Annotated in this window: 19 protein-coding genes; 9 read left to right on the top strand and 10 right to left on the bottom strand. The window is 43.1% G+C overall.

The window, feature by feature from the left end; all coding sequences use genetic code 11:
- The first annotated feature begins 13 nt into the window (after positions 1-13).
- Positions 14-1,978 carry a response regulator gene (locus tag ENH88_RS01040; RefSeq protein WP_304178539.1) on the top strand — a complete coding sequence of 655 codons (1,965 nt, stop codon included), beginning with the start codon at positions 14-16 and terminating at the stop codon, positions 1,976-1,978.
- On the opposite strand, the gene ENH88_RS01035 is transcribed toward ENH88_RS01040, so the two are convergent.
- Genes ENH88_RS01035 through ENH88_RS01025 form a run of 3 tightly spaced genes read right to left on the bottom strand, consistent with a single transcriptional unit; the run spans position 1,965 to position 5,625 of the window.
- Positions 1,965-2,969, bottom strand: coding sequence for a LacI family DNA-binding transcriptional regulator (locus ENH88_RS01035; RefSeq protein WP_304178538.1), 1,005 nt, complete (start codon positions 2,967-2,969; stop codon positions 1,965-1,967). The genes ENH88_RS01040 and ENH88_RS01035 overlap by 14 nt on opposite strands.
- Before the next feature lies 1 nt (position 2,970).
- A complete protein-coding gene (locus ENH88_RS01030) occupies positions 2,971-4,305 on the bottom strand; it encodes a glycoside-pentoside-hexuronide (GPH):cation symporter (RefSeq protein WP_304178536.1) in 1,335 nt (444 codons plus the stop codon).
- Between the two features lie 21 nt (positions 4,306-4,326).
- A complete protein-coding gene (locus tag ENH88_RS01025) occupies positions 4,327-5,625 on the bottom strand; it encodes a GH1 family beta-glucosidase (RefSeq protein ID WP_304178558.1) in 1,299 nt (432 codons plus the stop codon).
- Positions 5,626-5,907: 282 nt separating this feature from the next.
- On the opposite strand from ENH88_RS01025, the gene ENH88_RS01020 reads away from it, so the two are divergent.
- Genes ENH88_RS01020 through ENH88_RS01010 form a run of 3 tightly spaced genes read left to right on the top strand, consistent with a single transcriptional unit; the run spans position 5,908 to position 10,735 of the window.
- Positions 5,908-7,170, top strand: coding sequence for a sugar MFS transporter (locus ENH88_RS01020; protein WP_304178534.1), 1,263 nt, complete (start codon positions 5,908-5,910; stop codon positions 7,168-7,170).
- Between the two features lie 17 nt (positions 7,171-7,187).
- Entirely contained in the window at positions 7,188-9,707 is a 2,520-nt protein-coding gene (locus ENH88_RS01015; RefSeq protein WP_304178531.1) for a glycoside hydrolase family 3 protein, read from the top strand.
- Complete coding sequence (locus tag ENH88_RS01010) at positions 9,698-10,735, top strand: glycoside hydrolase family 16 protein (protein ID WP_304178529.1); 1,038 nt, start codon at positions 9,698-9,700, stop codon at positions 10,733-10,735. Before ENH88_RS01015 ends, ENH88_RS01010 begins: the two co-directional genes overlap by 10 nt.
- Before the next feature lie 99 nt (positions 10,736-10,834).
- Here ENH88_RS01010 and ENH88_RS01005 read toward each other — a convergent pair whose 3' ends face one another.
- The 4 genes from ENH88_RS01005 to ENH88_RS00990 all read right to left on the bottom strand — a co-directional run bounded on the left by ENH88_RS01005 (position 10,835) and on the right by ENH88_RS00990 (position 17,241).
- Positions 10,835-11,860: a cupin-like domain-containing protein gene (locus ENH88_RS01005; RefSeq protein WP_304178527.1), complete on the bottom strand. Its 1,026-nt coding sequence runs from the start codon at positions 11,858-11,860 to the stop codon at positions 10,835-10,837.
- Positions 11,860-12,585 (bottom strand): SapC family protein, encoded by a 726-nt coding sequence (locus ENH88_RS01000; RefSeq protein ID WP_304178525.1) that lies wholly within the window; start codon positions 12,583-12,585, stop codon positions 11,860-11,862. Before ENH88_RS01000 ends, ENH88_RS01005 begins: the two co-directional genes overlap by 1 nt.
- 56 nt (positions 12,586-12,641) lie before the next feature.
- The gene (locus tag ENH88_RS00995; protein ID WP_304178523.1) at positions 12,642-14,195 is read right to left on the bottom strand and encodes a tryptophan halogenase family protein; all 1,554 of its coding nucleotides are present in this window, start codon (positions 14,193-14,195) and stop codon (positions 12,642-12,644) included.
- 100 nt (positions 14,196-14,295) lie between these two features.
- Complete coding sequence (locus ENH88_RS00990; protein WP_304178520.1) at positions 14,296-17,241, bottom strand: TonB-dependent receptor; 2,946 nt, start codon at positions 17,239-17,241, stop codon at positions 14,296-14,298.
- 341 nt (positions 17,242-17,582) lie between these two features.
- Here ENH88_RS00990 and ENH88_RS00985 point away from each other — a divergent pair, with 341 nt between their 5' ends.
- Positions 17,583-18,197, top strand: coding sequence for a fumarylacetoacetate hydrolase family protein (locus ENH88_RS00985; protein ID WP_304178518.1), 615 nt, complete (start codon positions 17,583-17,585; stop codon positions 18,195-18,197).
- Here ENH88_RS00985 and ENH88_RS00980 read toward each other — a convergent pair.
- From ENH88_RS00980 to ENH88_RS00970, 3 genes are all read right to left on the bottom strand, one after another.
- Complete coding sequence (locus tag ENH88_RS00980) at positions 18,136-19,077, bottom strand: ABC transporter substrate-binding protein (protein ID WP_304178517.1); 942 nt, start codon at positions 19,075-19,077, stop codon at positions 18,136-18,138. The genes ENH88_RS00985 and ENH88_RS00980 overlap by 62 nt on opposite strands.
- 210 nt (positions 19,078-19,287) lie before the next feature.
- The gene (locus ENH88_RS00975; protein WP_304178515.1) at positions 19,288-20,340 is read right to left on the bottom strand and encodes an aldo/keto reductase; all 1,053 of its coding nucleotides are present in this window, start codon (positions 20,338-20,340) and stop codon (positions 19,288-19,290) included.
- A gap of 13 nt (positions 20,341-20,353) precedes the next feature.
- Positions 20,354-20,782, bottom strand: a complete 429-nt coding sequence (locus ENH88_RS00970; protein ID WP_304178512.1) for an acyl-CoA thioesterase — start codon at positions 20,780-20,782, stop codon at positions 20,354-20,356.
- A gap of 160 nt (positions 20,783-20,942) precedes the next feature.
- Here ENH88_RS00970 and ENH88_RS00965 point away from each other — a divergent pair, with 160 nt between their 5' ends.
- The 4 genes from ENH88_RS00965 to ENH88_RS00950 all read left to right on the top strand — a co-directional run bounded on the left by ENH88_RS00965 (position 20,943) and on the right by ENH88_RS00950 (position 25,684).
- Positions 20,943-21,146: a hypothetical protein gene (locus ENH88_RS00965; RefSeq protein ID WP_304178510.1), complete on the top strand. Its 204-nt coding sequence runs from the start codon at positions 20,943-20,945 to the stop codon at positions 21,144-21,146.
- A gap of 67 nt (positions 21,147-21,213) precedes the next feature.
- Complete coding sequence (gene dinB, locus ENH88_RS00960; RefSeq protein WP_304178508.1) at positions 21,214-22,266, top strand: DNA polymerase IV; 1,053 nt, start codon at positions 21,214-21,216, stop codon at positions 22,264-22,266.
- Between the two features lie 87 nt (positions 22,267-22,353).
- The gene (locus tag ENH88_RS00955; protein WP_304178507.1) at positions 22,354-24,036 is read left to right on the top strand and encodes a carbon starvation CstA family protein; all 1,683 of its coding nucleotides are present in this window, start codon (positions 22,354-22,356) and stop codon (positions 24,034-24,036) included.
- A 124-nt stretch (positions 24,037-24,160) separates the two neighbouring features.
- Positions 24,161-25,684 carry a M17 family metallopeptidase gene (locus tag ENH88_RS00950; RefSeq protein ID WP_304178505.1) on the top strand — a complete coding sequence of 508 codons (1,524 nt, stop codon included), beginning with the start codon at positions 24,161-24,163 and terminating at the stop codon, positions 25,682-25,684.
- Positions 25,685-25,698: the final 14 nt, after the last annotated feature.

Genomic DNA, 25,698 nt, shown 5'->3' with positions numbered 1-25,698 from the left:
AACTGGAGACGCTATGTTAGATAAGGCAACTAAGCTGTTACTTGTTGAAGACGATGAAGATGATTATATTTTAACCTGTGATTATCTAGAGCAGCTGAGTTCCCATACATTTGATATAGAGTGGATCAGTGATCCCAAGCAAGCAGTGCAGCTGTTAAGTCAAAACCGACATGATATTTGCCTGCTTGATTACCGGTTAGGCGCGTCGGATGGCCTCACGGTATTAAAGCAGGCGGTCGAAAATGGCTTCACTGGGCCAATTATTATGCTCACTGGGCAATCGGATGATGAGCTTGATTCGGCTGCACTGGATGCTGGGGCCGTTGATTATTTAGTTAAAAACGAAATGAGCAGTAGCCGTTTTGCGCGCTCAATTCGTTATGCATTAGCACGCAGAGACATCGAAGATGAGCGCATTGAGCGCTTGAAAGCGGAAGCGGAAAATCGCTCTAAAGACCGCTTTTTAGCCCATTTGAGTCATGAATTACGCACGCCTTTATCCTCCATCTTAGGCTATACCGAACTGCTGATGCAAAGTGACTTTAATGAACATGCTAGTAATGAACTCGGGGTTATTTACCGCAATGGTAAACACTTATTAAGCTTGTTAAATGACGTGCTCGACCTTTCGAAAATTGCCGCTGATAAATTAGAGCTCAGTTGCAGCGATGTTAATCTTGATAGCCTTATGGCCGATGTGTTTACCCTGATGCGAGTTTCTGCACTTGATAAAGGTTTATCACTGCGCTTTGAGTCGTTACAACCCTTACCGTTAGTGGTGAACATTGACGCCACGCGGTTTCGACAAATTTTAATTAATATAATCAACAATGCCATTAAATTTACCGAGCAAGGTGAGATCATTGTTCGCGCGTGGACAAAAGTGGTTGATGACACCGAAATGCTGTTTTTTAGCATTAAAGACTCGGGGATGGGCATAGCGCCAGAAAAACAAGCCTTGATATTTAAACCGTTTGAACAAATAGCTGATGTCGAATCGCGCTCTGTTGGTGGTGCTGGTTTAGGGCTTGCGATTTGTTCAGAATTATTGAGCCGCATGCGAGGTGGTATTGCTTTAGAGTCTGCAATAGGCAAGGGCTCTGAATTCACTATCTCTTTGTATCCTGGCAACATTCAAGCGGTTGAGCGGCATGTACTAAAGCTTGATCTCACCCCTAATATGCAACAAAAAACGGCACCGTGTAAGGTCAGCGGTCGAGTGTTAGTGGTTGATGATTTACGTGATTTGCGGGTGCTCGTCGGGCATATGATTTCGTCCGCAGGAGCGAAAGTAGATTACGCCGAGCACGGCAAGCAAGCACTTGATAAAGTAGCTAATGCGCAGCAGCAAGGCAATCCATACGATATTGTGTATTTAGATATCCATATGCCAGTGATGGGTGGTAAAGAAACCGCTATTGAACTGAGAAAAGCTGGATTTAAAGGTGCTATTATTGCGCTTACCGCTGCAACAATGAAGGGCATCCATAGCGAGCTTACTGCACTGGGTTTTAATGAGGTCATAGGTAAGCCAGTCGATGCCAGCTTGTTGTATTTGTGCTTACAGACTTACTTAGCTAATAACACCCCAAATACCGCTGAGGTAATACCAGCAGTCGATGCTACGCAAAATAAAATGCGCTTTTTACTGGTTGAAGATGACGCCGATACGGCGCAAATAACCCAATTATTACTTGAAAGTTTAGGTGTGCAAACCTGTATCGCTACTAGCTATGAGCACTGTGTTGCTATCTTAAAAACAGATAGTCATTTTGATAAGGTTTTGTTAGATATGCATTTACCTGATGGCAGTGGCTTGGAGTTAGCTGCCTATATCAAACAGCATTACCCTCAGTTATCGCGTGTTATTGTCAGTGGTATGCAACCAGAGCCGCTGCAACTAGAGCAACTTAATATTGATCATGTTTTATTAAAACCAATTAATCTTGCATTGCTAACCCAGCTTATTGGGGGTTAGCAAGCACTGATTGGCGTATGATAAGTTCCGGTTCAAATAACGTTTGTAATGGCGGCGTGGTTTTTTGATAAACGTTACTCAATACCCAATCGGCAGCCATGCGGCCCATTTCATTGATAGGGTAATTTATGGTGCTCAGTGGTGGGTAAACATGGCGAGTAAAAAATACATTATCGTAGCCCATAATCGATAATTGTTCGGGCAACTTAATCTTACACTCTCTTGCTGTTGCCATCGCCCCAGTGGCCATTTCATCATTGGCACAGATCAGCGCAGTAAATTGTTGCTGATTGTTATATAGATGCTGGAAGCCTACTGCGCCGCTATCTTCCATAAAATCACCTTGATACAGTAATTGCTCATTAAAGTTCAGGTTATACTCTGCAAGGGCCTGCTTGTGGCCTGTTAAGCGATCTTGAGCATCTTTTTTCCACAGTGGGCCACTGATATAGGCAATCTTGGTATGGCCTTGCTCTAAGACATATTTAGCGGCTAAGTAGCCACCTTTCACGTTATCTAAAATAATACAACGTGATGATAATTCGGCAATATAGCGATTGATTAGCACAAAAGGGGTTTTCCCTTTGCTGAGCTCTATTAGGTAGTCATCACTGATGGCCTCAACATGCAAAATTAAACCATCACAATTACGGCTAATTAAAAACTCGATCGCTTGTTGTTCTCGTTCTTCATCACTGTGACCTGCGGCGATGATCACATGTTTACCTTGCTTACGAAAAGCGGTCTCGATACCACTCATCATTGGGCCATAAAAAGGGCCGTGAAGCTCGGAAACAAGTAATCCTACGCTATTTGAGCAATTTGACGCTAACGATTGAGCAATAGAGTTTGGCCTATAGCCGAGCTCAGTCATTGCGCGAGTTACTTTTTCGCGGGTTATATCGCTGACATTAGCATTATTATTCATCACTCTTGAGACGGTTGCTAATGACACTCCGGCAAGTTTTGACACCTCATAGATGGTGGCCATGTTATTCCTTTTGACTGTTAGCTGCTAAATCGTCATTTATTTGCTTTAAAGTTTTATTATCAAGAATATACCTTGTCATGATCAAAGCGACAAGTACGCTGCCAATAGCAGGGTAAAGAGTAAACGAGGTTAAAATGCCGGTTTTGGTTGCTTCATTAAGCTCAGTGTTAGCTTGATAGCCATAGTAAGCGAGTAACCAACCAGCAATAGCTCCGCCCAGTGCAAGGCCCAGTTTAATAAAGAACACCACGCTTGCATAGACCAAGCCAGTTAGTCGGTGGCCATTTTGCCATTGCCCATAATCGATAGCATCAGCCATTTTTGCCCATAATAGTGGAGTCGCCATCTGGGTGAAAAAACACCACAAAAAGTACACTGCAAACGCGAGCACTAATTGCTCGCCAGGTAACCAAAAGGCAATACAGCTAATCGCAGCGGAAATATATTGTAGATAAATATAAGCGGTTTTTTTATCAACGCGTTTACTTAATGGTTGCGCGCAAGCACAGCCGAGAATGTTACCGATCATTCCCAAGGTAACAAATTGCGTAACTAAGTCGCCTTCGCCAAGGACATATTTTACGTAATAAATTGCTAAAGTCGTACGCAGCACCATACTCGTGAGCAGCATAATGGCAGCACCGCAGAGTATTTTAAAAGGACCGTTTTGCCACAACGTTGCCATTTGTGCTTTGAGGCTAAGGGTTTGTTGCTGTGGTGCAACTACGCGTTCTTTAGTAAAGCGAAAGCAGATCAAAAATAATATCACACCGAAACAGCTCATCAGTATCATAGTAAGCTGATAGCCAAGAGCATTATCGCCTTTACCAAACCAGCTTACTAATGGCAATGTGCAAGCACTGACGAGTAAGCCACCGAGCATACCAAATACGAAGCGATAAGATTGAATGGAGACGCGTTCACTCGGATCACGGCTGAGTACACCACCGAGGGCTGAGTAGGGAATATTAATGGCGGTGTAGACCAACATAAGCAAAGTGTAAGTGACAAATGCATAAATCACCTTGCCGGTTGGGCTGAGATCAGGTGTGGTAAAGGTAATTATACTGATCACCCCAAATGGGATTGCCAGCCACAACAAATAAGGGCGATAGTTGCCGTATTTAGTGCGTGTTGCATCGGTGAGTGCGCCCATTAATGGGTCGGTGATTGCATCAATGATGCGCACCACTAAAAATAAAGTGCCGACGATTGCAGGCGATATGCCAAAAATATCAGTATAGAAAAAAGTCAAAAATAGCATTACGGTTTGAAAAATGATGTTACTGGCAGTATCACCTAAGCCATAGGCTATTTTTTCTTTTTTAGTTAGCATAATTGGCACTCAATATTATTATTATTTTTTACGTTGTTGCAGTAAGTTGCGATATTGTTTAGCGCTTTCTTTAAGTATCCGTTGTTGATTTGCATAGTCAATATAAACCAAGCCAAAACGTTTTTCGTAGCCGTACGCCCACTCAAAATTGTCCATTAAACTCCATGCAAAATACCCTTGGATATCAACTCCTTGAAGTATGGCGTCATGGACGGCATTAAGGTGCGTATGATAGTAACTAACTCTTTCTAAGTCAGCTACTTGCCCTTCGTGTAAGTGATCAGCCATGGCCGCGCCATTTTCGGTTACATACACTTTAGGTAACTGGTATTGCTCATTTAATGAAACTAATAACTCTGTTAAGCCTTGTGGGTATACTTCCCAACCCATATCAGTGACTGGCACATTAGCAATGCTCGCTTCGGCAAACCAGTTATCTTCAGTACTGCGATAGTGAATGCGGGTATAGTAATTAACACCCATAAAATCAATTGGTTGACTAATTATCGCCATGTCACCTGGGGCAATCACAGGTTGTACATTTTCGTTTAGTTGGCTGAGCAAGTCAGGGTATTGCCCTTCTAATATGGCTTTGATGTACCACTGATTATGGTATTGATCGGCAAGCATTGCAGCTGTTTTATCCGCAGCGGTAAGTGGGTAGCTAGGGCTAAAATTAAGTACAATCCCGGCTTCAGTAGTAGGGCAGTTGTGCCGTAATACTTGCATCGCAAGGCCATGGGCTAGCAGTAAATGGTGGGCAGCTTGACGGCCTGCTTGTTGACTTTTTATTCCCGGTGCATGCACACCTATTTCGTAACCTAAGTAAGCGCTACAAAATGGTTCATTTAGGGTGGCATACGAATCAACCAATCCTGCAAGTTCTTTACTAACCACATCAGCATAAGCTGCAAAAGCATAAGCGGTGTCACGGTTTTGCCAGCCACCTTGATCTTCCAAATATTGTGGTAGATCCCAGTGATAGAGTGTTACATAAGTTTTAATATTACGTGCTTTTAAGGCAATTAATAAATCACGATAGAAGCCAATCCCTTGTTCATTCAGTGTGCCATCTTGATGCAGTGCGCGCGGCCATGAAATAGATAGTCGGTATGCGTCCACGGCTAAGTTTGCGATCATTTCAATATCTTGTTGCCATAAATTGACATGATCGCAAGCAATGTCGCCATGGCTATTATCAGCAATAGCATTAGGTTGTGTGCAAAAGGTATCCCAAATACAAGGTAGGCGGGTATCACGTGCCCCTTCAATTTGAAATGAAGCAGTTGCTACGCCAAATACAAATTGCGGCGTTAGCATTGGTGAATTAGATGGCAGTGATATAGTTTTAAATTCGCTCAAGGTGCACCTTTTAACTTTCAGTAGTAGCAATCGCTTAATATTTATTTTGTAGACAGCATAGCTGCTCAATGTAAGCGCTTACAGGTTTTTTGTAAATAAATTGCTAAATTCGATTTATATGTTATAAATGTAAGCGCTTACATTTAATGTTGCAACTATTATTTGCTTTTATAATTTGCATAAAAAAGCCCAGTTGTAGTTGTAATGAACTGATAATTAAAAATAATTAGAGATTTTAATATGGCACATGTCACACACACTTTGGCAGAGAACGAACATAGCCAGCAACCTATGAGCAAGCACACCTTTGCTTTAACGTCGTTGACCACATTATTTTTTATGTGGGGATTTATTACCTGCTTAAATGATATTTTGATCCCGTATCTAAAAGGCATGTTTTCGCTAAACTATACTCAAGCAATGCTAGTGCAGTTCTGCTTTTTTGGCGCTTATTTTGTTATGTCGATCCCCGCAGGCAAATTAGTTGCCAAGATTGGCTATCAATACGGCATTGTTATTGGTCTTGTGGTGGCCGCTATTGGTTGCGCGTTGTTTTACCCCGCAGCGGTTGCCCATGTTTATGAACTGTTTTTACTGGCGTTGTTTGTATTAGCGTCTGGTATTACTATTTTACAAGTGTCAGCAAACCCGTATGTGAGTGTACTTGGCTCACCTAAAACAGCTTCATCACGCTTAACCATGACTCAAGCATTCAATTCACTAGGTACTACCATAGCGCCCATTTTTGGTGGTTGGTTAATTTTAACTGAAGTGAGCCAAGCAACTGCAGAGCAAGTGAAGTTTCCTTACTTAATGCTTTCAGCCAGTTTATTAGTGCTTGCGGTTATTTTTGCATTTTTAAAATTGCCTAAACTAGGTAAAGAGAGTGATTCTGAGGCTCAAAATCAACAGGTTGAGGGATTTGTTGATTTAGGCAGTGTGTGGCAGTACCGTCATTTACTTTTTGGTGCCTTAGGCATCTTTGTCTACGTGGGTGCTGAGGTTGCTATTGGTAGCTTCTTAGTTGGCTTTTTAACGCTTGATCATATTAGCAGTTTAACGGAGCAGCAAGCCGCTCATTATATTAGTTACTACTTTGCCGGTGCTATGATAGGCCGCTTTATTGGCGCCGTTGTGATGCAAAAATTTGATGCCGGTAAAGTGCTTGCCTGTCATGGCTTACTTGCCATTGTGCTGATTATTATGGCGATGACTGGACAAGGTGGATTTGCCATGTGGGCGCTTTTACTGGTTGGTCTGTGTAATTCAATTATGTTCCCAACTATTTTCAGTTTAGCGTTGCAAGGGCTAGGTAAATACACCTCACAAGGCTCAGGTATCCTTTGTTTAGCGATTGTTGGTGGTGCGATTATTCCACTACTACAAGGTGTGCTTGCTGATAGTATTGGTGTGCAGTTAGCACTGATGTTACCAATAGGCTGTTATTTATATATCACTTACTTTGCGCTGTTTGGCTCAAAAGTATCGTTTACTCGTCATTAATAATTAGGTGCAAAAACATGACATTAAAAAAACCATTCACACTTACTGCGCTAATGATGGCGGCCATCGCGATGAACGGCTGCACTGGGCCTGAACAAATGCAAACAAGTAAAGTAGTTGATAATGAAATTTGGCCAAAAATAGCAACTGGTATTAAAGATGATGCCAACATGGAAGCGGCAATTGCTAAACTGTTAAATAGTATGACGCTTGAGCAAAAAATTGCGCAAATGATCCAGCCTGAAATTCGCGATATAACAGTCGAAGATATGCGTAAATATGGTTTTGGCTCTTATTTAAATGGTGGCGGGGCGTTTCCTAATAATGATAAACATGCAACCGCAGCTGATTGGATAGCGCTTGCTGAGAAGATGTATCAAGCATCAGTGGATGATTCCCTTGATGGTATTAATATTCCAACTATGTGGGGAACCGATGCGGTACATGGTCATAACAATGTGATTGGCGCTACTTTATTCCCGCATAACATTGGTTTAGGCGCCACCAATAACCCAGCACTGATTGAAAAAATAGCCGCAGCAACCGCGCAAGAAGTGATGGTAACAGGCATTGACTGGGTATTTGCACCTACAGTTGCAGTGGTACGTGACGACCGTTGGGGTCGCACTTACGAAGGTTATTCAGAAGACCCTGAAATTGTGCGTGATTATTCAGCAGCAATCGTAAAAGGCCTGCAAGGCGCGGTTGATCAAGACTTTTTATCTGATAAACGCGTTATTAGTACGGTTAAACACTTTTTAGGTGATGGTGGTACGCAAGGCGGTGATGATCAAGGCGACAACATCTCATCAGAGCAAGAGTTGTTCGACATTCATGCGCAAGGTTATGTAGGTGGCTTAGGTGCCGGTGCACAAACGGTTATGGCCTCATTTAATAGTTGGCATGGTGAAAAAATTCACGGCAGTAAATACTTATTGACCGATGTCCTCAAAGACAAAATGGGCTTTGATGGTTTTGTAGTTGGCGACTGGAACGGCCATGGGCAAATAGATGGTTGTACTAATGGTAATTGTGCACAAGCAGCGAACGCTGGGTTAGATGTGTACATGGTGCCAACCGATGCATGGAAACCACTTTACGAAAATTTAATTGCTCAAGTTAAAAGTGGCGAAATTGCACAAAGCCGAATTGATGATGCCGTGACCCGTATTTTACGCGTGAAAATGCGCGCGGGTTTATTTGATAAACCAAGCCCTGCACAGCGTCCACTTTCGGGTAAAACAGAAGTAATTGGTAGCGCGGAACATCGTGCTATAGCAAAGCAAGCAGTTCGTGAGTCACTAGTATTACTTAAAAATAAACAACAGCTATTACCACTTTCACCTAAAGCAAATGTGCTTGTGGCAGGTTTAGGTGCCGATAACATTGGTATGCAGTCTGGTGGCTGGAGTATCACATGGCAAGGTACAGGCAACGAAAATAGCGATTTCCCAGGTGGTACCTCGATTTTGGATGGTATTGAACGCACCGTTAAGCAAGCAGGCGGGCAAGTTCAGTATGACTTAAATGGGCAGTTCAATACTCGTCCAGATGTTGCAATCGTGGTGTTTGGTGAGCAACCCTACGCAGAAGGCAACGGTGACTTAGATAACCTTGAATATCAACGTGGTAATAAAACCGATTTAGCCTTATTAGGTAAGTTCAAAAAGGCCGGTATTCCTGTTGTATCACTGTTTATTAGTGGCCGCCCGATGTGGGTGAACGCGGAATTAAATGCCAGTGATGCTTTTGTTGCTACTTGGCTGCCTGGTAGTGAAGGGGATGCCCTGAGCGATGTGTTATTTGCCAATGCTGATGGCTCTGTGAATCATGACTTTAAAGGTAAGTTATCATTCTCGTGGCCAAACAACCCAATCGACAATGCAAATCGAGGGGACACTGATTACGCGCCATTGCTGCCATACGGTTTTGGTTTAACGTACGCAGATAAAAATACGCTAGGTGATGACTTAGCAGAGCAAAGCCAAGTAACCGAGCAACTTGAAGACTTAGTGTTATTTGAACGTGCTGTAAAAGCGCCGTGGAGCTTGCAGCTGCAAAGTGGTGAGCAGCAAAAAACTATGGTAAGCAGCCGAGCAGCTGTGGGGGCTGTCAGTGTGAAAACCTTTGACAAAGACGTGCAAGAAGATGCGCGTGCTATCACCTTTACTGGAGAACAGCTTGCTGCAGTGCGGTTAATGGCTGCATTTCCGTCTGACTTACGTTCGTTTGTTGAAAAACAAGGGCAGCTACAGATGCAGATCAAAGTTGATAAAGCAGGCACCAGCCCACTGTGGTTAGGCATGCAATGTGGCGATGATTGCCAAGGTAAGTTAGATATCACTGAGCGACTAAATAATGATGCACAGTGGCAAACAGTGAATATTGATCTAGCCTGTTTTGCAGAGCAAAACGTCAACCTTGGTCAGGTGTTTTCACCGTGGCAATTAAGTACCCAAGGTGATTGGCAGCTATCAATTGCGAAATTAACAGTGAGTAGCAAACATACACAGGAGTCGGCTATCCTATGTCAATAAAAACTCCAACACTATTATTATTGGTAGGCGCACTTAGCGCCTGCCAACAGGTAGTGCAAACTGAGCCTGTAACTGCCAGTTTAGGTGATGGTTGGCAGCTGGTTTGGCAAGATGAATTTAATGGCTCACAAATTGATTCGCAAAAATGGCAGCATGAAGTGAATTGCCGTGGTGGTGGCAATGACGAAAAACAATGTTATACCGCCCGTGCAGAAAATAGCTTTGTCGATCAAGGTCTGCTGCATATTATTGCTCGTAAAGAGCAGTACACAGGAGCTAAGCATAATCGCGATGAAGTTAGTAGCGATGCTGAGCGAGCAATCACCCAAACCCAACCGTTTACCTCGGCACGTTTACGCAGTAAAGGTTTAGGCGATTGGCAATATGGCCGCTTTGAAATACGCGCCAAATTACCCGCTGGGCAAGGGGCTTGGCCGGCAATTTGGATGCTGCCTACTGATTGGCAATATGGCCGTTGGGCCTCGTCTGGCGAAATAGACATTATGGAAGCGGTTAATCTTAAAGTGCCAACAGACGATAAAACCGCGCCAGCAGGCACACTCGAGAGTCGTGTACATGGTACTTTGCATTATGGCGGTCCAGCACCGAGCAATGTTTACAGTGGTACAGCGTATACCTTTGCTGGCGATCAAAATCCTGCCGATACCTTTCATGTTTATGCTCTTGAGTGGCAGCAAGATGAAATGCGCTGGTATGTGGATGATATTCATTTTGCTACCTTTAAAAGTGAGCAGTGGTATTCAGTTAGTGAGCAAGCTGATGGTACGTTAGTGGAAAACTCAGGTTTTGCACCTTTTGATAAACGCTTTCATATGCTGTTGAACTTTGCGGTTGGCGGTAATTGGCCTGCTAACGTGAATGAAAAAGGCGTGGATGAAAGTGGCTTCCCAAAACAGATGCTGGTGGATTACGTGCGAGTATTTGAGTGTAGTGCTAACCCTGAAACCGGCAAAGGCTGCGCCACCTATCAAGACTCTGCTAAGCAGATCATAGGTAAACGACTTTAAGTTATTTGGGTCTTAAGCCTGCGGTTACATCGCCGAACTCGTTGTAATCGCAGGCTTAAGACTCATCTTATCATTTATATATAGCCAAACCACCCAGTATTAGCGATTTAATTTTTGTAGTAATAGCTGGCGAATTTTTCGTGCAGTCAGTTCATCCACTTCCCCAAGAATGCCTTTTACATCATCAGGTGTGTGTTCACCAAGCTTAACATCGTCATTAAATACATAATGATTAAAGAAAGTCTGCCAGTGAGCTTTATGGCTTGTGGGTAAGTCTTTAATTGCCAGCATACTGTGCAGTAGTGCATCAAATGGATTGGCTAAATGATCAGCTGCTTGGCGCCACCAATAGTTAACCAGTACATTAAATGCCCCTGGTGCGCTCACCTGATGCCACCAAAGTGCAGGAATAAATATGCCATCACCGGGCGCTAACTTGGCGATCAGCGCGCTGTTTAGCGCCTGTTCAAAGCGGGGGAAACGGTTAAAATCAGGGGCAGCAAAATCAACTAAGCTAACGGCTTGTCCTGCTGGGGTAAATTCCAGCGGGCCAATATATAAGTTATCTACTTGCTCTGGCGGGAATAATATAAATTCACGGCTGCCTGCTGCCACACAGGCAAGGTTGTCGGCATTATCATAATGGGCGGCAATTTGGCTGTGATTACCCACCCACAAGCTCTTTAAACAGTGATGCGACGTGACCTGTAACGGGTTACTGACATTAAACTGCGGCGCACAATAATCACTCGCTGTAGAGCCCATATAATAAGAGTCTGGTTCGGCTATCGTCTTCGCTTGTGCTAATTGGCCAAGTAATGCAACTAAATTGCTCGCATATTGGCTAAAATTAAAGCCGTTCATTTGGGCATTGTAAAAATAACGGCCACGCTCTTTGGCTGGGGCTGAAAATGCCCGTACAGGTGAGTCGCTAGCAAGGCTTTTTAAATAACTCAGTGCTTGTTGATCGCTTTGTTTGGCTTGCTCAACCATAGGCCAGTGCGCGCAAACATCTTTGATCACAACAGGGGTTGTTTGCTCGGCTAAAAAGCTCGGCAAGTCGTCGATGTCATCAATATGGCAGTGCCTGACTTGCTGCTTTATTTGTTGAGCTGCGCTTGGCATTACTGCTGCGCCCATTTTTTATTAAGTAAGGTTGGGATCTGCTCAAGCGATGCAATCGCCATATAAATAGCCTGCAAATAACCACTGTGCTGTAAGGCTTGTAGTTGCTCGCTGGTGAGGGTATTTAAGGTTTGTTGATTGATAGTATAAAAACCGCCGACAGTGACTTTATCAGCATTTTTTTGTTGGTATTCAATTGTAAATGCTTCAATTAAATTAAGCTCAAGGAGTTGTTCAAAAAAAGCGGGGAGGGCTTGATTTTCAAGATGCAGGGTATTCAGTACTTGGGCAATATGGCTTAAGTAGTCGCTATTGCCACCGTGTTCTAAAAACACAGCTTCCCCTTCTGTTGTATTAATACGTGGGCTGTCTAAATCTACATGCACCACTAACGATTGCTCAGGTATGCCTTGGTTATACTGTGTTTGCTGGCCGATTAAAAAAGGTTGGCGCTGCATGCTCAGTGGTAAGTAATTCAGTGCTAAGTTGCCTTGTGTATCGAGTAGTAGGTTTTCGCTATTTTCAAAGCCAAATAAGGCTAATGCTTCAAACTGCCCTGACTGTGGGTGCTTACGAAATACAATGGGTTGATTAGCTTGTACTTTAGTGAATTCACTCGGGTAAATAGCTGTGCAGCTGATGTTATCGCCCCATTTTGCGCCACGTTCGGTGATCACTTTTAATTCTTTATGACTAATATTATCAAGTAAAACATGGTTGGCCATGTGGCCTCCTGATTTTAAATAAGGTTAATTCAATTGGTTAACTTAAACCTGTTAAGTTAAATAGGCTGTAAACCAAAGTTTTTAATATGCTCCAGTAACTGGCGGTTAGTGGGTAAGTTGGCTAACCCTTGCTTTGCAGCTTGCTGATTATTGCTAAAATGCTCAATGATACTTGCGGGCATGTTCATTTTGGGAAATGCCGGTAAGTGCTTCATACCGTATAAAACAAACTGATAACTAGCCGCTGAAAACACTTCTTGGGCACGGTCAAAATCATTCAGCCAAGGACTTTGGTATTGCCATAGCGCAAGGTTATCAAGCAGGGTTTGCGGTATTGTGTTGCTATCTCTATGTGCTTGCCAATAGTCGCTACTACGCTTTGATAACACATAGTGCAGTTTTAAAAACTCAATGATACGCTGCCACCGATAGTGGCATTGTTGATCAAAGCGTTTACTGAGCTGAGGCATGGCCTTGCGGTGAGTTGGAAAGTTTGCCAGTAGCGTGTTTAAGCCCAGTTCCACCATCACCAAAGCTGAGGCTTCCAGTGGTTCGATAAAGCCTGCTGACATACCAATTGCGATACAGTTTTTATGCCAAAACTGTGTTCGATAGCCTGGTTGAAAGCTCAATTCGCGGATGGTTAACTTGTTAATATCGAGCTCACTTTGTGTGGCTTTTAAATAACTTATCAGCTTATCTTTCGCGCCTTGGCTAGATTCATATGCACTTGAATACACCATACCAACACCTCGGCGAGTTTGTAAGCCGATATCCCAAATCCAGCCAGTATCTTGCGCCGTTGCTTTAGTGTAAGAAAGGAGCTCTTGTTCACTGTTAGGGTAGGGGACTTGCACAGCCACTGCGCGGTTATTAAATAGAATATGTTGTTGCGATTCTAGTGGTACCTGATAGTGCTTATCAATTAAGCGGCCATGATGGCCTGAGCAATCAATAAATAAGTCGCCAGTGATCAGGCCGTGATCACGGGTTTTTACCCCACTTATATAACCATCGTCATCGTTGATCACCTCATCAACATGACTGAGCAGATGATTGACATTGAGCTTAGCAACGCAGTGGCGCATTAATAGTTGCGCAAATTTTCCAGCATCTAAATGATAGCCATAGTTTGCCTGTGCTTGATAGTCGCTGTGCAAATGTGTTTTTGGGGCTTTGTGGTGATCGCAAAAGTAAGTTTGGCTGGCAACTGCATGACTAAAGCTAACCGCTTCATGTTGGGCAAACCAATAAGGCGCTATATTTAGGCTTTGATAAGCAACGGGCAAGCTAAACGGGTGGTAGTAGTAGTCGTTACTGTCGTCATTGCTTTTATCATCGCACCAGCCATCAAAACGAGAACCTTGTTTAAACGATGCATCACATTCACGAATGAATTGTGTTTCACTAATACCAATGGTTTTTAAAGTTTTCCGCATGGTCGGCCAAGTACCTTCACCAACACCTAAAGTGGCCACCTCAGGCGATTCAATAAGGGTAACTTTAGCGTTGTGAGTCAGATGCCCTTGAGCGGCTATAAGTCCAGCGCTAAGCCAGCCAGCACTGCCGCCGCCAATTATAATAATATGATTTATCGCGGATATTGCCATTAATAATTACCAAATTAAGTGATATACCCTTGTCATAATGAGGGTATAAATAGCGTAGCAAAAAAAAGCCGCTTTGCAGCGGCTTTTTGACAACAAAATATTAGAAAGCGTAGCGGAAACCAATGTTGTAACGGGCACCGTACTGATTAGCACGTAATAACTGCTCAGAGTAACGAACATAAGTACGTTGTGTTTCGTCTGTTAAGTTTAAGCCTTCAACAAACACAGTTAGCTGCTCGTTTACTGCGTAGTTCACGTTAATATCCCACTGACCATAAGATTCAGTAAAGATAGGCGATGAATGTTGATCAAAGCCATTTAAGAACTCATCACGCCAGTTATACGATAGACGCGCTGATAAACCGTTTAAATCATAAATTGCCGAGAGGTTAGCTGAGTCACTTAACCCCGGTAGTGCAAATTGGAAACCAACAGCATCACGATCTGCTTCAACATCACCAAATACGAAGGTGGCGTTTGCAACGACACCAAATCCAGTGTCGCCAAACATGTGCTGAGCAGCAAGCTCCCAGCCCCATAAGTTACCTGTCTCAACGTTGGTATCGCGGGCAACATCAAAGATAGTTAATGGATCCGTTGCTGCGCCTGTGATGCCGGTACCTTGTGCTGTGCCTTGGTTTTCATTGATCTTGTCATGAATTGCTTGATCAGAAGGGGTGACACCTTCGGCTGCTAAATCTTCGCGAGCTTGTTCTGCGCGCTCACCGACAAATGGGTCACGAATATCACCCATGGTTTCTTGAGTTGTGACATTAACAATAAAGTTTTCAACTTGTTTACGGTAATAACCCGCCGACATATAGCTGCCTTCGCCGTAGTAATATTCAAGTGATAAATCAATGTTATCAGATACAAATGGTTTTAGGTTTGGGTTACCTACAGCTACTTTACGTTGACCCACCTTAGGGTTACCTAAAAATGAGGTGGTGGAACGTAATGAACCTACTGGAGGGCGTGCCAGTGTACGGCTATAAGAGAAACGCGCCATTACATCTTGGGCAACTTCAACATTAATATCTAAGTTTGGTAAAAACTCACTGGTGCTACCTGTACCTTCAGAGAAAATTGTATCACCAAAGTCATAAGACCACTCGTTACCGTTTATCCAGACCATACTATTAGCAGGCTGCTCTGAGCTATCAGAGCTAACGTCAGTTTTTTCATAACGTAAGCCAACCGCCATGGTGACGTACATGTTGTTAAATTCGGTTTCAAAATTAGCTTGCGTGTAGAATGAGAGCGTTTTTTCACTCACACGTTGGTCGTTGTCGATAGGGCCTGCTTGCACCTTGCCATTTAACTCGGCTGGCCAGCTACAGGCACCAATACCACCATCAGGGTGGTCACAATCAATGCTTTCTGCGATTGCCACAATTTCATCAAAATCGGCATCGTAATAGTAGTTAAGTAGTTTGTCGTTACCACCACCTGAAAAACCATCGAGTAAGCCTGAGCTGTCAACACGAGTAAACAAGCTATCGTCGTACCAATCCGCAGAGTTTAACCACCAACCTGCAGCTAGCTGCTCTGAATAAGTTTGTGTAGTTCGAAAATCAATCTTTGTGTGTGATACACCAAAGTTGATGCTTGAAAGCGCACTGCTGTTTTCGTTATACCAAGTGCTTTTAAGCTGATATTGATCAATGTCATTGGTATTGGAGTCTTTATTAACACCGGCAAATAAGGAGCCCATATCGCTTGGCATTAACTCTGCTTGGCCATTGGTTAAAGTCATGCCGATCAACGGAATTTCACCTTGACTAAAGTCAGCCATTTTTTCATCAATATTCACGGTTGGGTTAGCACACGAACCACATGAGGTGTTACCAATGATCATAAATGCATCGTGGCCAATGCCAGCACCGGCACTTTCTGCCGATGAATTATGGGCATCAAACTCAATGTTGAAGTTGTCAGTTACTTGCCAATCAAGGTTTAAACCCAGTGATTTATTTTCGTTGGTGGTGGCACCACGGTTTAAGTTAGTTGAGTAATCCCCACCAAACTCGCTTACTTGTGTGTAGGTACCATTTTCATTGATGTTAGCTGAATTTACGTTACCACCGTTGTTAAACCATACACCAAAACTACGGCCGTCTTTTTCAAACTCAAGTTTTGAATACGTGTAATCAAGTGTTGCGGTCAGTTTTTCAGATGGTGCATATTGTAGTACCAGTTGGCCATTGGTACGTTTACGGGTGTTATCTGAAAATGCATAACCAGCATTTTGCGGATACCACGTAGTGCCGTCTGCACGTTGGTTGTTATCGGTTACTGATAAATTCGGTGATGTTGAAATATCAACATTTGGGATCCAGTTATCAACCGCCATTGATTGCTCGCGGTTGTCACGCTCTTGCACAGAGCCTGAAATTAAAATACCGAATTTGTCGTCATTAAATGTGTTGCTGTAAATACCTGAATATTCGGGAGTAACATCTTTACCAGTTTCATTTGAGGTGTCATGTACGGCTTTTGCACCTACTGAGGCATGTAAACCTGGGTTCGATAAAGGTTTAGCGGTACTGATATTAACGGTTGCGCCAATGCCACCACTTGGAATGTCAGCGCGGGCTGTTTTATAAACTTCAACACCGCTAACACTTTCGGTGGCGATGTCGGCAAAGTCAAATGAGCGGCCACCGGTGGTTGGCATTTGGCGACCATTTAGCGTCACTAAGTTAAACTCAGGGCCAAAACCACGTACGGTGATTTTACTGCCTTCACCGTTGCTGCGGTCAATTGATACACCAGTGATCCGTTGCAGCGATTCAGCAAGGTTAGTATCAGGGAACTTGCCGATATCTTCAGAGGTGATAGCGTCTACAACGCCAGCAGATTGGCGTTTAATATCCATAGACTTAACTAAGCTGCCGCGAATACCTGACACTTGAATAACTTCTATATCTGTTTTTGCAGCGGGCTCTTCTTCGGCGACGGCGGAATGAGGAATTAGCACACTTAAACCCATAGCCATGGACAGACTAATAGCAAGCTGCTTTTTCTTGAAATGTGTGTGGTTCATGCAAATCTCCAGATTTGATTTTATTGTTGTGTTTGTCGTCTAATGTAAGCGCTTACATTTAATTGTAAAAAAAATCGCCGAACCCGACTTTATTTATGTAACCGCTTACATTAAGTTAGTAGAAAGTAAAACAATCGTCAATAGTTATTAGTTTATGTATCTACGGCCAATCAGTATGTTTATGTTATTATAGGGAATATTTAATCATAATTATTTGCTAAGCTGTTGTTTATCTCCATTTTTAGTGGCAAATATAGGTATTAATGTATGATAATACTTGTTAATATCTTTAACTTATAAGTAATGTTAGCAACGAGACATAGGTACGAGGAAGGTTTGCAATGAATACCATTAAAGTGGCAGGGCAATCAGTCACGCCCAATAAAATTATCTGTATTGGCCGTAATTATGCTGCACATATTGCTGAGCTGGGCAATGAAACCCCCAGTGAAATGCTGTTATTTATAAAGCCGAATAGCGCTATCAGTGAACAGTTACACAGTCAGCATAATCAAGACACTTTACACTTTGAGACTGAACTTTGTTTTATCGTTAAAAATAATCAGCTTAGTGCTGTGGGCTTAGGGTTAGATTTAACTAAACGAGCAGTGCAAACGCGATTAAAAACGCAAGGTTTGCCATGGGAGCGAGCGAAGGCGTTTGATGGCTCGGCATTATTCAGTGAATTTGTGGCAATTACAGCTGCGCAGCAGCCATTTAGCTTTCAGCTGACGATTGATGGCCATATCCAGCAACAAGGCGATTGTGGGTTAATGATCCACAAAGCGGATGCCATATTGGCTGAAATTAGCCAATTTATGAGCTTGCAAGATGGCGATATCATTATGACAGGGACGCCCGCAGGGGTTGGTGAAGTCAGTGCCGGCAGTGAGTTTATTGTTCAGCTTTATTTGGATGCTCAACTTCTTCTGGAGCAGCGCTGGCTGGCAGATTAACGTTTAATACTTGTTGCTGATACTGCACAAGAAAGTCAGGAAACGTTGACTCAAGCCATTGTCGTTGCGACATTTGGTATTGAGCTGATGGTAAAATACTTTGCTGTAATACGCGATTAATTTGACGTAGTGCGTTATTAGCAAAGTTATTTGGCGCATTTGCAGAGCAACCTATGGCTCCAAGCACTAAGTTGTTCTGGTGGTCGGCTATTGGCAAAGCAACCACATTACTCAACTCGCTAAAACGATTGTAATAATCGGCTAGGAACGGATAGTCGATGGTATAGTCAATATAGCCATGATTTAGCCTTGCAATGACGGCGCTACTTTCGTTCTCACTGCTCCAACTTAAAGAGGCGTTTTCGTAGCTTTTAGTGTTATAAGCTATTTCATTTATTTTGCGGGTAAATTTTCTTGCAGCGGTTTGGCCAAAAATAAAATGATTGTCTGTGAGTAAGTTAATTAGTTGTACGGGAGCACCATGGCGCAAGCTGATTGCCTTGGCATTTGTGGGTGTGGTAATTATATTAAATGCAGGGTATACCGTAGTTGGTATGGAATAGGCAGCTCGATCTGTGCTTTTTGTACGGTGGATCATACATGGGTAGCAAGCCATTTTTCCTTCATCTAAATATTTGCCGATACGCTTTTGCGGTAATAAAAAACGGGTGTGCTTTATCTCAGGTAATTGTGCAATCAGTTGTTCAACTAAATAATCGCACAGCCCTCCAGCAGGAGCTTGCGTACTTTTCTCTAAATGAAATGGAGCGGTATCACTTTGTAGCCAAGTAATTTCAGTAATCGTGTTAGTGCGATTTGCATATGCGTAGTTACTTGAAAAGTAAAAGAATAGAGTAATAATGTAATACACGCTTCGCATAGTTAAATATCTTACTTGTTAACAACTTATTTTCGAGTATACAACAACTAATATTTTCTGCTACCTAAGACTGAGGGCTGTTATGGAAAGTTATAAAATCTCATACTTTGTTGGTATTTTACCTTTTTGTTTATGACTCAAAGCGTGTTGTGAGGAAGAGGTAAAGCGCGAAGTTAAGCCCAACCAATGTTATTGATTGGGCTAATTTACTTAGAATGGCATTGGATATTGTCTAAATATTGCATCAATATCAGTGAGTGCTTGCTCACTTAGCTCGATATTAAACGCTTCTATGTCTTCTTTTAATTGCGCTAAGCTGGTCGCACCAATAATTGACGAGGTTACGCCATCTACTTGGTCGCACCATGCCAGCGCCAACTGTGCAGGGGTTAGCTGATATTGCTGGGCAATCTCAACATAGTGACTAATTGCTTGTTGTGATTGCGCGGTATCACGGAATAAGCCGTTACGCTGTACTAAGGTCCAGCGGCTTCCTTCAGGGCGAGCGTCATTGAGATATTTACCCGTTAACATACCGCCTGCGAGTGGCGACCAAGGAAGATAGGCAATATCTTCATGAATACATTGCTCAATTAAATAAGGCCAATCTTTGGCATGTAATAAACTAAACTCATTTTGAATTGATACCATGCGCGGTAAATTATGTTGCTCACTTAAACGTAGAAATTGGCTTATACCCCAGGGCGTGTCGTCAGATAGGCCACAATGTTTAATTTTACCGGCTTTAACGCAATCATTTAAACCTTCCAGAATGTCTAACATACCTGCCGTGTGCTGCTGTGTATTGGCATCACTAAAGCGGATCATACCAGGCCATTGTTTGCTAAAGTGCGGCGATTGGCGATTTGGCCAATGTAGTTGATATAAATCGATTACATCGGTTTGCAGGCGTTTTAATGATGCATCAACGGCGCTGACCACCGTTTGACGAGTAATATCACCCCCATCACGCACCCAAGCTAGGCCATTACCAGCAATTTTGGTTGCCAGCACTATGTCATTTCGTTTACTTGGATTACGTGCTAGCCAGTTACCTATAATTTGCTCTGTCTTTCCGTAGGTATCAGGCGTGGGTGGAATGGCATACATTTCAGCGGTATCAATAAAATTAACACCTTGCGCTAGGGCGTAAGCTATTTGCTCATCCGCATCGGCTTGATTATTTTGCACGCCCCACGTCATACTGCCTAAGCACACGCGTGATACATTGATACCACTACTGCCAAGAGGGTTATAACGCATAATGATTCCTTATTTAATCTTGCGAGTAGGTTTTAAGAGCCGCTAAAAGAGGTTCACTTAAATTAGCTTTGTTGCCTGTTTTAAAGTTGAACATCACCACTTGTGATGAGCCAATAGTCGTCAACGCGTTTTGTGCTTGGCTAAACACCTTGTAATGCATCATAAAGCGATCAACTTGAATGTCACTGATTGTTACTCCTACAAGCACAGTATCTGGAAACGTAACTGGGCGCTTATAACGGGCGTTATTTTCGCTGATCACCGGTCCTACCCCTGTTTTTTGTAAGTCTTCGAGCAAATTAATTTGATTAAAAAAATCAATTCGGGCAGTTTCAAAATAACGGAAATAAACGACATTATTAACGTGCTGTAAGGCATCCATTTCACCCCAAGCAACATTAATTTTGGTGTGAATAGGGTGTTGTTCTATAAACGATTGCATAAACAAACTCGATTACTGTAATGAATACTCAGGTTAGCAATATGCTGCTTTTAGCTCAAGAAAATTAGAAAAATCATCAAAACATGCTAGCTTTAGTAGTTCACGCTTACGTAAATGATAACTTTCAGTTTGGTGTTTTGATGATTTAAAGGAGCAAATTATGAACTTAGTTGCAGCAAAAATTACCAAATGGTTGGCCCTGCTTGGCCTGCTGGGTTTAGCATTTTTGTGTTATGCAATGGGCAACGCATCAGGTGCTATAGCATTAGTGATCCTTGGCTTTGTATTCGAAGGTGCTTTTTGGTTGTTTGGGCATAGATTATTTACACGCAAGAAAAACCTAGAAGAAGAATCCCCCAGCTGATAACTTGCTTATAGGGTAAAGTTAATTAATAATAACTGTTCATATATACAGTTGTTTGGTTTTGGGAATGAAAAAGTTTATTCATATCGACATGGATTGCTTTTATGCCGCGGTAGAAATGCGCGACAATCCAGCTTTAGCTAATGTGCCGTTGGCTATTGGTGGTAATAGTAGAAGAGGCGTACTGTCGACGGCCAATTATATTGCTCGTGAATACGGTGTGCGCTCGGCTATGTCCAACTATCATGCTAAACAACGCTGCCCTGATTTAGTGATTGTACCTGGCCGCATGCAGGTATACAAAGCAATCTCTCTACAAATTCGCGCTATTTTTCAGCGTTATACCGATTTAATCGAACCCCTTTCCTTAGATGAAGCCTACCTTGATGTCACCGACAGCACAGCGTGTAAAGGCAGTGCGACATTAATGGCGCAGCAAATCCGTGCTGATATTTTTGCCGCTACTGGCTTAACCGCATCAGCAGGTGTGGCACCAATAAAGTTTATTGCCAAAATCGCCAGTGACGAAAATAAACCAAACGGCCAGTTTGTAGTGTTACCAGAACTAGTTGATGAGTTTTTGGCGCAATTACCTCTAGGCAAAATACCCGGTGTGGGTAAGGTCACTTTGGAAAAGCTTAATTTAAAGGGCTTATACACAGGTGCCGATGTGTGCGAAAAAGGTGTTAACTGGATGCAGCAGCATGTTGGTAACTTTGGCGTGTCGCTGTATCAAAAATGTGCGGGCTTACATATTGGTAAAGTGTCTACAGAGCGGGTGCGTAAATCTCTGAGTGTAGAACATACCTACGAATACAATAAAACCAGCTTACAAGAATGCCTAGAACAATTGCCCATTTTGTTAGAAGAACTTACTCGACGATTAGCAAAACAGCAATTACAACAACGCATCAATAAACTCAGTGTGAAAGTAAAATTTGCTAATTTTGTGGTGACATCGGCAGATCAGTCCTATCATCAAATTGACACAGCTATATTTACTGAACTACTAAGCAAAGCGTATCAACGTGGTCAACAGCAACCGGTACGATTACTTGGCATCGGGATTGGCGTAAAAAACGAGCCGCAACAGCATCTTCAGTTAAGTATATTAGACTAAAGGTTTAGAGTGTTTTTTACTCAAGTCTTGCTAGTGTAGAAAGTGAACAACACACATTTATATAACTATAACTATAAGGAGAGCGCTATGCAATCAGTTGTAATTGTACTGCTAGGTATGGTTGGAATGCTTTTTGGTTGGTTTGTTTATTCTAAATTTATCGCCGAAAAGATTTTCAAAATGGATGACAGTTTTGTCACCCCAGCGCATGAACTCGAAGATGGTAAAGATTTTGTACCTACCAATAAAGTGGTGCTTTGGGGGCATCATTTTACCTCTGTCGCAGGTGCTGCGCCAATTGTTGGCCCTGCGATTGCTGTTTACTGGGGCTGGGTGCCAGCCGTATTGTGGGTCGTATTAGGTACTATATTTTTTGCCGGTGTGCACGATATGGGCGCGCTTTGGGCCAGTGCGCGTAATAAAGGCAAATCCATGGGCGCGCTCTCAGAAACCGTGATTGGTAAGCGTACCCGCGCGTTATTTATGATTGTGGTTTTTCTGGTGTTATTAATGGTTAATGCGGTGTTTGGGGTGGTGATAGCAAAATCATTTATCAGTAGCCCAAATGCGGTTTTCCCAGCTTGGGCTGCAATTGTGGTAGCGCTCGTGATTGGTCAATTGTTGCGTAAAAAAATCTCTCTTATTCCGCTGTGCTTTATCGGCGTGGGGATTTTATATTACACCATCTATTTAGGCAGCAGCATGCCTATTACTCTCCCTGACGAGCTATTTGGTTTAAGCGCCAATGCTAACTGGATCATTATTTTATTTATATATGCAGCTATCGCGTCATTGTTACCGGTTTGGATGTTGTTACAACCGCGTGATTTCATCAATGGTATGCAATTATTGGTAGGTTTAGTGCTGTTATATGGCGCAGTTTTTGTTTCTATGCCTGATATCACTGCTCCAGCTTTTAACACGCAAACTGCGATAGATACCCCGAGTATTATTCCTTTACTATTTGTCACCATAGCCTGTGGCGCGGTGTCGGGCTTTCACGGTATTGTGTCATCGGGTACTAGCTCTAAGCAGCTTAATAAAGAAACCGATGGCCGTTTTGTTGGCTACCTCGGTGCTGTGGGCGAGGGCATGTTAGCCCTGATCACTTTGGTTGCTGTAAGTGGTGTGGCGCTTGCTGTATCGCCAGAAGAATGGCATGAAATATATAGCCATTTAGGGGCCGGTAGCGTCGGTGCTTTTGTTAATGGCGGTGCCAACCTAATTGAAACTGGTTGGGGTATTTCAAACGAAATTGCATCGACATTGCTTGCCGTTATGGTGGTGCTATTTGCTGGTACGACGATGGACTCTGGAGTGCGCTTGCAGCGTTATATCATTCAAGAGTGGGGTGATATTTATAATATTAAAGTGATAAAAAATGGCGTAATAGCCACATTGATTGCAGTGCTAAGTTGTTTATTATTGGCCTTTGGTGCTGGTGGCGCTGATGGCAGTGGTGGCATGATCATTTGGCCGTTGTTTGGCTCAACGAATCAGATTTTAGCGAGCCTGACGTTGTTAGTTATTTCGGTGATGTTGATCAAAGCAAATCGCCCAGCTAAGTACACGCTTATTCCGATGAGTTTTGTGCTAGTGATGGCGTTTTTTGCTGGGGTGATCAAGCTTGGCGAGTATTACCAACAAGGTAACTGGTTATTAGTGACATTGGATATCATTGTCTTAATCATCAGTGTGTTGGTGATGCTTGAAGCCTGGTCTGTGATCGCTAAACATCGCGCAGAGAATAAACCCGTAAGCAGTGAGTAACTGATTTATTTTACACTGTAACTGCAAGTTGCCAGCGGCACATAAGCTTGTCGTGCTTTGCTGGCAATAGCTAGTTAAATCAATGATAATAAGGTCCTCAGTTTTTCGACAACAGGACCTTTTTATGGCATATCCTCACGCAGTTGCAGCCCCGCAATTAGATAACGCAAAACATGACGCGCTTATTATTATTGCCGATAATTTTTCACAATTAGACGATCCGAATCTAAGCCTAGCGATTAAAGCGCAAATGGCGGTTGATGCACGTATCGGTAAACAAGTAACGTTCCTCGTGGTTGACTCAAAACGCGTAATTTTAGCGCCGACAGGTCCGTTAAATCGTGATTATGACGATGTCCGTCGTTATTTTGATGCCGCTAAACTGGCGATAATTGAGGCGAAAGCATCGGGTAGTACCAAACCTGCTATTTACTTACCACAAGCAAGCCAAGACAGCCGTTATCAGTATGCCTTAGAAGTTGCCTATTTAGGTGCATGCCAAGCTCTTTGGCAGCCGCTAGAAGCGCGTGAGCATCATGGTGAAAGTATCGAGCCAATCACCCAAATTGCGTTATTTGGTGCCAATGAGCAGACTATTAAAGCGGTTAATGCGATTGCCGCTGGGCAATACGCGGCGCGTGATTTATGTGGCACTGAACCTGAGCGTATGGCGCCACCGCGCTTTGCAGATTACTGCGTAGATTTATTTAAAGGCTCTAAAGTCAGTGTTGAAGTGATTGCAGATATCGCCACTATTGATAAAGAGTACCCAATGATGAGCACGGTAGCTCGCGCTTCATATGCGGTTGAGCGTCATCACCCGCGTGTTGTAAAACTTGAGTATGTGCCAGAAGGTGAAGTAACTCGTACTTTAATGTTTGTTGGTAAAGGCTTAGTGTATGACACCGGCGGCGCGGACTTAAAAGTAGGCGGCTTTATGGCGGGCATGAGCCGTGATAAAGGTGGTGCTGCTTCTGTTGCTGGGTTTATGAAATCAGTTGCTGATTTTGCGCCACAAGGCGTAAAAGTAATGGCTTTTTTAGCGGTGGTACGTAACTCGATTGGCTCTGATTGTTTTGTGCCAGATGAAATTATCACTAGCCGTGAAGGTGTTCGAGTACGTATTGGTAACACCGATGCGGAAGGTCGCTTAGCGATGGGGGATTTACTAAGCGAAATGAAAGAGCTTGCTAAAACGCAAGTGAACCCAGAGCTCTTTACTGTTGCGACACTAACCGGTCATGCTGCCCGTGCTATGGGACCATACAGTGCGTATGTTGAAAACGGCCCTGCACGTGCTGCGAATATCTCTCGTAAATTGGCTGATTGTGGCGATTTATGGGCAGATGGCGCAGAAGTTTCTCGCAGTCGCCGCGAAGACTATGACTTTATTAAACCGCGCACTCTAGCGGATGATGTGCTATCAAGTAACAACGCGGCATCGGCTGTCACTGCGCGCGGACACCAGTTCCCAATGGCGTTTTTAGCGATTGTGGGTGGCCTAGATAAACATGGCACTGACTCTGCCCAGCCAATTCCCTATGTGCATATGGATATTGCCGGTAGTGGTGTTGAAGGTGGCGATTGGCAACATGGCAAACCTACTGCAGCTGGTTTAAGCAGCCTATTTGCGCGTTACTGCTTATAATATTTAATAAGCAA

It is taken from the genome of Pseudoalteromonas prydzensis, assembly GCF_011050055.1.
Lineage (GTDB): Bacteria > Pseudomonadota > Gammaproteobacteria > Enterobacterales > Alteromonadaceae > Pseudoalteromonas > Pseudoalteromonas prydzensis_A.
This window is presented reverse-complemented; position numbering and strand designations above follow the sequence as displayed.